General features: G+C 70.3%; 5 protein-coding genes and 1 pseudogene. All 6 read right to left on the bottom strand.

What is annotated here, in order from left to right:
* Positions 1-388: 388 nt before the first annotated feature.
* Positions 389-2,266: a DUF885 family protein gene (locus D588_RS0123580; protein WP_017917748.1), complete on the bottom strand. Its 1,878-nt coding sequence runs from the start codon at positions 2,264-2,266 to the stop codon at positions 389-391.
* A 199-nt stretch (positions 2,267-2,465) separates the two neighbouring features.
* Entirely contained in the window at positions 2,466-3,248 is a 783-nt protein-coding gene (locus tag D588_RS0123575) for a queuosine precursor transporter (protein WP_026144042.1), read from the bottom strand.
* Complete coding sequence (locus tag D588_RS0123570) at positions 3,245-3,922, bottom strand: DUF502 domain-containing protein (protein WP_017910205.1); 678 nt, start codon at positions 3,920-3,922, stop codon at positions 3,245-3,247. The genes D588_RS0123575 and D588_RS0123570 overlap by 4 nt, the downstream gene beginning before the upstream one ends.
* A 214-nt stretch (positions 3,923-4,136) precedes the next feature.
* Positions 4,137-4,586 carry a DUF4442 domain-containing protein gene (locus D588_RS0123565; protein WP_017910204.1) on the bottom strand — a complete coding sequence of 150 codons (450 nt, stop codon included), beginning with the start codon at positions 4,584-4,586 and terminating at the stop codon, positions 4,137-4,139.
* Positions 4,583-6,253 carry a CHASE2 domain-containing protein gene (locus D588_RS0123560; protein WP_017917747.1) on the bottom strand — a complete coding sequence of 557 codons (1,671 nt, stop codon included), beginning with the start codon at positions 6,251-6,253 and terminating at the stop codon, positions 4,583-4,585. The genes D588_RS0123565 and D588_RS0123560 overlap by 4 nt, the downstream gene beginning before the upstream one ends.
* A pseudogene (locus tag D588_RS0123555) lies at positions 6,250-7,020 on the bottom strand (peptidoglycan-binding protein LysM); the annotation flags it as partial. The gene D588_RS0123560 and the pseudogene D588_RS0123555, both read right to left, overlap by 4 nt.

Genomic DNA, 7,020 nt, shown 5'->3' with positions numbered 1-7,020 from the left:
GCAACTGGTGTGCGATCCGCACCGAGTGGAATGGGCGCCACCGGACGGCGATTGCATCAACGGGGCGTCGCTGCAGTTCCCACTCCTGTCGCGCTGTACTTGCAGCAGCCGGCATGCCAGGGAGCTGCACTGTGGGAGGGACTTCAGTCCCGACGCCGTTCACTACAACGCGTCGGGACTGACGTCCCTCCCACAATGAGTTCGTGCGCGCTCATGTCCTGGTGGAACTGGCGTGCTATCTGCCTCCGTGCGACGGCTGCTTTCCCGTAGGGGCGGCTTCAGCCGCGACCGGGCTTCACCAGCAAGGCCCCATCGCGGCTGAAGCCGCTCCTGCGACGATCCCGCGACGTCCCAGGTCGCATGTTCCGCGGGAGGAGCGGCTTCCCGCTCACCCCTTCTTCTTGCTCGCCACCCAGCGCTCGATCTTCTCCTGCAGCACGTTCAGCGGTACCGAGCCGTCCTTCAGTACTTCGGCGTGGAACTCGCGGATGTCGAACTTGTCGCCGAGTTGCGCGCGCGCGTAGTCGCGCAGCTGCAGGATCTTCATCTCGCCGATCTTGTAGGACAGCGCCTGGCCGGGGATGGCCATGTAGCGCTCGGCCTCGGCTTCGGCGTCGGTGCGGCTGGTGGCCGAGTTCTGCAGCATGTAGTCGATCACCTGCTCGCGGGTCCAGCCCTTGCTGTGCAGGCCGGTGTCCACCACCAGGCGGATCGCGCGCCACAGCTCGTTCTGCAGGTAGCCGAAATAGTTGTAGGGATCCTGGTACAGGCCCAGGTCCTTGCCCAGCGATTCGGCGTACAGGCCCCAGCCTTCGATGAAGGCGGTCTCGCCGCCGAAGCGGCGGAACTTGGGCAGGTTGGTCAACTCTTGCTGCAGGCCGAGCTGGAAGTGGTGGCCGGGAATGGCCTCGTGCAGGTACAGGTCTTCCGCATCCCAGGTCTTGCGGCTGGGCAGGTCGTAGGTGTTGACGTAGAAGATGCCGGGGCGGCCATCCTCGCTGGGACGCATGTACGAGCCGCTGGCGGCCGACTGCGCGCGGTACGGCTCCACCGGGCGGATCTCGAACGCGGCCTTGGGCTTGAGCGAGAACATGCGCGGCACCGCCGCGTCGACCCGGCCTTCCAGGCCGCGGTAGTAGCTCAGCAGCTCGTCCTCGCTCTTGAAGGTGAAGCGCTTGTCGGTCTGCATGAACTTGAAGAACTTCTGCATCGAGCCGCGGAAGCGCACCTGCTTCATCACCGCCTGGATCTGGCCCTGGATGCGCGCCACCTCGTCCAGGCCGATCTGGTGGATCTGGGCGGGGGTCAGGTCGGTGGTGGTGCTCTGGCGCACGTTCCAGGCGTACCAGGCATCGCCGCCGGGCAGGGCGCCGATGCCGGCGGTATTGCGCGTGGCCGGCAGATATTCGGTGGCGATGAAGCCGCGCAGCGCGCGGTAGGCGGGCATGATCCGGTACTCGATCATGCGCTTGTATTCGGCGGTGATGCGCTGCTTCTCGGCCTCCGGAATGTCCGCCGGCAGGTTGCGCACCGGGCCCCAGAACAGGCTCTCCTCGGCGGTGGGCTTGATGATCGCATCGAGCTGCGGCAGCACCTTCTCCATCAGCGCGCGCGGCTGCACCACGCCGGCCTTCATGCCTTCGCGCATGTTGGCGATGGCCTGGTCGAACAGCGCCGGGATGCCGAGCGCGCGCCGCGACCAGTTGTCGTAATCCTTGACCGTGCGGAACGGCTGCGCGCCGGTGCCCGAGCCGAGCATCACCATGATGCTGCCGACGTTGTAGAACTGGTTCACCGGCTGCATCCAGCTCGGATACTTCTCCGCCTCCAGCGCGTTGCGCGCGTCGCCGACGAAGATCTCGTAGCTGAGCAGGTCCTGCCCGGTCAGGCCATCCTTGCCGATCGCCTCGGCCTTGCCCAGCCACTCCACGGTGAAGTCGTGCGACTGCTGGCGGAACGCAGCCGAGAGGAAGTTCGGCAACTGGTCGTTGTAGCGGCTGTCGCCCTGGAAGGTCGCCTGCAGCGGATTGAGCTTGAGCGAGGCTTCCCAGTAGTCGTCGTACAGCCGGTTCAGCTGTTGCGCCTTGGTCAGCACCACCGGGGCCGGCGCCGGCCGCGCCTTGCGGGCCTTGCTCGCCTTGGCGCGGGTCTGCGCGGTGGTCTGCTTGGTGGTCTTCTTCTTGGCCGCGTCCGCCGGGGCCGCCAGCGACAGGCTCAGGGCGGTGGCGATGGCCAGGGACAGCAGGCGGGAAAAGCGGGGCGGCATTGCGGGCTCCAACGACAAGCGAGCGGGGAGCTTGCCCGATCCGCACCGCCGAGGCCACCCATGGCCGCTGCCTGCGGGCGCCCACCGCCCTGTCGCGGGCGGGCGCCGTGTCGCGACGGGCCAGGCGGCATCGGCGTCTGCGGCGCTGCACGACGGCCGCGCGCAAGCGCGTGCGGTGCGCTCGCGCGTGTGCCGGCGTTCAGTCGGCGGCGGCTTCCTCGCGCAGTTGTTCGGCGCGTTCGGGGGTCAGGTAATCGGTGATCAGCCGCCGCATCAGGTACAGCAACGGGATCAGCAGCACCGCCAGCAGCATCTTGCAGATGTAGTTCAGCGTGCTCACCGCCAGGAACAGCTGCATCGACCAGTGCTGCGGGCCGAGCACGAAGGCGATGTAGATCACCACGAAGCTGTCGATCAGCTGCGAGACCGCGGTGGAGCCGGTGGCGCGCAGCCACACGTGCTTCTCGCCGGTCACGTTGCGGATGCGGTGGAACACCGCCACGTCGATCAGCTGGCCGGCCATGAACGCGACCAGCGAGCCGGCGATGGTCCACATGCCCTGGCCGAACACCGCGGCGAACGCGGCCTGGTAGTCGGGCACGCCCTGGTGTTGCGCCGCGGTGACCCAGAACCCGGCTGGGGCCAGCGCGATCGCGGCGAACGCGAACAGGAAGCCGTAGCCGATCAGCGCCACCGCCAGCCAGGAGATGAAGCGCACGCCGCGGCGGCCGAAGAACTCGTTGATGGTGTCGGTGAGGATGAACACCAGCGGCCACAGCAGGGTGCCGGCGGTGAAGTTCATCGAGCCCGTCTGCCCGAACAGGTTCCAGTTCAGCGGCGCGATGCCCAGGGTGTCTTCCAGGGCGAAGATCTTGACCCCGATGAACTCGGCCAGCGCGGCGTTGACGCAGAAGAACGCCGCCAGGGCGATGAACAGCCGGACCGCGCGATCGTCGAGCGTGCCGCGGCGCATCGGCGTCAGCGGTCCACGGTGCGGGTGAAGGGCACGCTCTCCGGCGACACCGCGCCGCCGGAGATGATGAAGCTCATGGCCTGGTCCACGCTCCAGTCGGTGGGCGTGAGCAGTTCCACCGGCACGATCTCCAGGTAGCCGGAGGTCGGGTTGGGCGTGGTCGGCACGTACACCGCGGCCAGCTCGCGGCCGGTGCCGTGTTCCTTGATCACCCGCGTGACCAGGCCCACCGACTTCATGTCCCGGTGCGGGAAGTCGATCAGCACCACGCGCTGGGTGCTGCCGGGCTGGGTCTGCAGGATGTCCACCAGCTTGCGCACGCTGTCGTAGACCACGCTGGCCAGCGGGATGCGGCGCATCACGGCCTCGAACCAGCGCAGCAGGCGCTGGCCGATCATGCGCCGGCTGAGGATGCCGACCAGCAGGATCACCGCCAGGGTGGCGATCAGGGCGATGGTGTTCTGCACCCATTGCGCGGTGGCCCAGCCCAGCTCGCGCGGGAACGAGGCGGCGATGCGCACCGACAGCGGCACCACCCAGGGGCTGCTGATGCCCGAGAGCAGCACGAACACGAACTTGACCACCACCCAGGTCAGCCAGATCGGCAACAGGGTCAGCAGGCCGGTGAAGAACAGCCGTTGCAGGGACGGGCGGGGGGCGGGAGCGGAGAGATCGGGCGACATCCGCGTAGTGTAGCGGCGCGTGATGGCCGTTGGTGCGGCGCCGCATGGTCTCGCGGCGCGGCCGTGCAGCTGCGATTGGGCCGGGGCCCGCCCATGCGGCCCGCCTCGCGACGCCGCGCACGCTGACGGCGCGGTCGGTATCGCATGCGATGTGTACCCGCCTGCGTGCGCAGAGGCGGCGCCGGCCTTGGCGAACCCGCGGGCGGCAGGCGCGCTAACGCGGCGGCTTGCGCTTGACGTACAGCTGCTTGCGCGTCCGCGCCACCACCTCGCCCTGGGCGTCGACGACGTCGGTCTCGAACCAGCGCAGATGCTTGTCGCCGCCGGCGGTGGCCGCGCGCAGTTCGTCCAGCAGGGCCTGGTCCAGGTCGAACCGCGCGCTGACCGTGCCGCGGCCCGGGCGCACGAACTCGATGCTGCCGGCCTTGTCCCAGACGTAGTAGTCGCGCCCCAGGTTCTGCATGGTCAGCAGCATCCAGAACGGGTCGGTCATGGCGAACAGGCTGCCGCCGAAATGGGTGCCCACGTAGTTGCGGTTCCACGGACGCATGCGCAGTTCGACCCGCGCATGGCGGTAGTCGGCGCTCAGCGCGGTCACGTGGATGCCCGCGCACAGGAACGGCGGCCACAGGTTCAGGCCCAGGCGGAACAGCGATGGCTTCATTGCGCGGCAGTGGGTGGATCGGAGTGCGGCAGGGTACCAGACGTATGCGTATGGTGCTCCGGTGGCGCGTCGCTGAGCGCGTAGCCGTCGCGTCCGTCGCGCTTGACCCGGTACAGCGCCGCGTCGGCGGATTCGAAGAACGCGCGCTCCGACGTGAGCGCTGTCGCGGTGGCGCTGTGCACGCCCAGGCTGGCGGTGATGGCGACGCTGCCGTTCGGCGCGCGCAGCGACAGCCCGCGGATCTCCTCGACCAGCGCCGCGGCGATGCGGCTGGCATCGGCGGCATCGGTGGCGGGCAGGATCATGGCGAACTCGTCGCCGCCAAAGCGCGCGGCGACCTCGCGCGGATGTCGCGCATGCCGCGCCACCGCGGCGGCCACCAGCTTCAGCGCGCGGTCGCCGGTGCGATGGCCCAGGGTGTCGTTGTAGCGCTTGAAATGATCCACATCGACGATGATCAGCGTCAGCGGCCGGCCGCTGCGCCGCGCCTCGTCCAGCGCCTGGGCGAACGCCTGTTCGAAGCCGTGGCGGTTCACCAGCCCGGTCAGGGCGTCGCGATGCGCCTGGCGGCGCCAGCGTGCCGCGTGCAGGCACAACTGACCGGCGGCGACGATGGCCAGGGCGAGCAGGGCCGCCCCTGGCGCGAACCAGCGGCTGCCGAGCAGCAGCCACAGCAGGCTGCCGCCGGCGACCACCGCCATGCTCGCCAGCGGCACCAGCCAGCGCCGTCGGCGCCCACCGGCGCACTGCGTGCCCAGGCAGGCCAGCAGCACCAGTAGCGTGGACCCGGCCACCTGGGCAGTGCGCGACGACGACAGGATCGGGTCGCCGCGCAACAGCATCGCCGCGACGTTGGCCTGGTATTCGGGCGCGCTCATCCAGCGCGCATCGGACATCGGCGTCATCACCCGCTGCCCCAGACCGGTGGCGGTGACGCCGACGATCGTCAGGCGTCCGCGCAGCGACTGCGGCGGAATCCGGCCCTGCACGACGTCGACGTAGGACACCTGCGCGAACGGTGCCGACGGCGTGGCGAAACGCAGGCCGACGTAGTCCGCGCGATGCCAGGCATAGGGTGCGTCGGTGGTGGCCGGCGCCGGCGGCAGCGCGCGGTCGGTGAGGGCCGCGGCCAGCGCCGGCCAGTGCGCACTGCCGAGCCCGGCGCGCAGGTAGACGCCGCGCGCGATGCCGTCGGCATCGACGGCGAGGTCGGTGTGCGCCAGCGCCGCCGCGGCGGTGGCGATGGCGGGGATCGGCAACAGCTCCTGCGGCATGTCCGCACCGCCGGCGCTGCCGATCACCGGCAGCACGGTGCGGCCATTGCGCCGCAGCGCCGCGGCCAGGCGCGCATCGTCGTCGGCGTGTTGCAGGTCGGGCTCGCTGAACAGCAGATCCAGCGCCACCCGCTCGGTGCCCGCTGCGCTGAGCCGGTCGAGCAGGCGCGCGTGCAGGTCGCGTCGCCATGGCCACTGGCCCAGTGCCTGCAGGCTGCGATCGTCGATGGCGATCAGCAGCATGCGCGGATCGGCTGGACGCGGCGCCTGCGCGATTGCCGCGTCGTACAGCGCGTTGTCCAGTCGCCCGGTGACATCGCCCAGGCTCAGTGCCGCTGCCAGTGCGGCTGCGACGAGCGCCACCAGCACGTGTCGCAGCAGCGTGGCGTTCACAACGCCAGCCACAGCAGCAGCGCGCCGCCGGCCATGCCGAGCTTGCAGTAGCGGCAGGGCAGGTCCAGCGTCTGCGGCGTCGAGAACGGCGCGACCTCGCCGTCGGCGTCCAGGGTCTGGATGCGCACGTACCAGGTGCCGCGGCGCGGCCGCGGCAGCGCGACCTGCGGCTGGGTCACGGTGCGTTCGAGCAGGCCGCGGCGGAACGCGGGATCGCGCGCCAGCTGCACCCGGTAATGGTGCGCGTCCGGATCCGGCTGCCAGCGCAGGGTCAGCGTGCTGCGCTCGGCCTGCGCCGGCGCCAGGCCGGGATCGACCGGCGTATCGCTGAGATGCAGCGTCAGCGCCTGCCCGAACGGGCCTTGCCGGCCTTGCGCATCGCGCGAGGCGAGGCGCCAGAAGTAGGTGCCGGGCGGCAGGGGCTGCGGCGCGCGCAGATGGGTCGCGTCGGTCTCCTGCTCCAGCAGCAGGTCCTGGAACTGCGCATCGCGCGCCACTTGCAGCACGCTGCTGGTCGCCTCCGGGTTGCGGGTCCAGACGAAGCGCGGCCGCGCGATGCGCAGTTGCTGCTCGTGCAGCGGCTGCACGGTCAGCGGCGGCAGCGGCGTGGCCGAGACCTGCAGCGGCTGCTCGGCGTCCTCGCCTTCCACGCCGGTGGCGGTGACGCCGCGCAGCAGCAGCCGCAGGTCGCCGGCCGGCAGCGCGTCCAGCGCCAGTGCGGTGGCCTCGGTTTCCTGGGCGAAGCGCAGCACCTCGCGTTGCTGCGC

Origin of the sequence: Xanthomonas sp. SHU 308 (genome assembly GCF_000364645.1) — a bacterium.
In the GTDB taxonomy this organism is placed as follows: domain Bacteria; phylum Pseudomonadota; class Gammaproteobacteria; order Xanthomonadales; family Xanthomonadaceae; genus Xanthomonas_A; species Xanthomonas_A sontii.
The sequence above is the reverse complement of the archived record's forward strand: the minus strand, read 5'-3'. Positions and strand labels throughout refer to the sequence as shown.

What these genes read in the sequence shown, in the direction of transcription:
- D588_RS0123570 (WP_017910205.1), bottom strand. Translation starts at nt 3,922, where the DNA reads ATGTCGCCCGATCTCTCCGCTCCCGCCCCCCGCCCGTCCCTGCAACGG.
- D588_RS0123580 (WP_017917748.1), bottom strand. Translation starts at nt 2,266, where the DNA reads ATGCCGCCCCGCTTTTCCCGCCTGCTGTCCCTGGCCATCGCCACCGCC.
- D588_RS0123565 (WP_017910204.1), bottom strand. Translation starts at nt 4,586, where the DNA reads ATGAAGCCATCGCTGTTCCGCCTGGGCCTGAACCTGTGGCCGCCGTTC.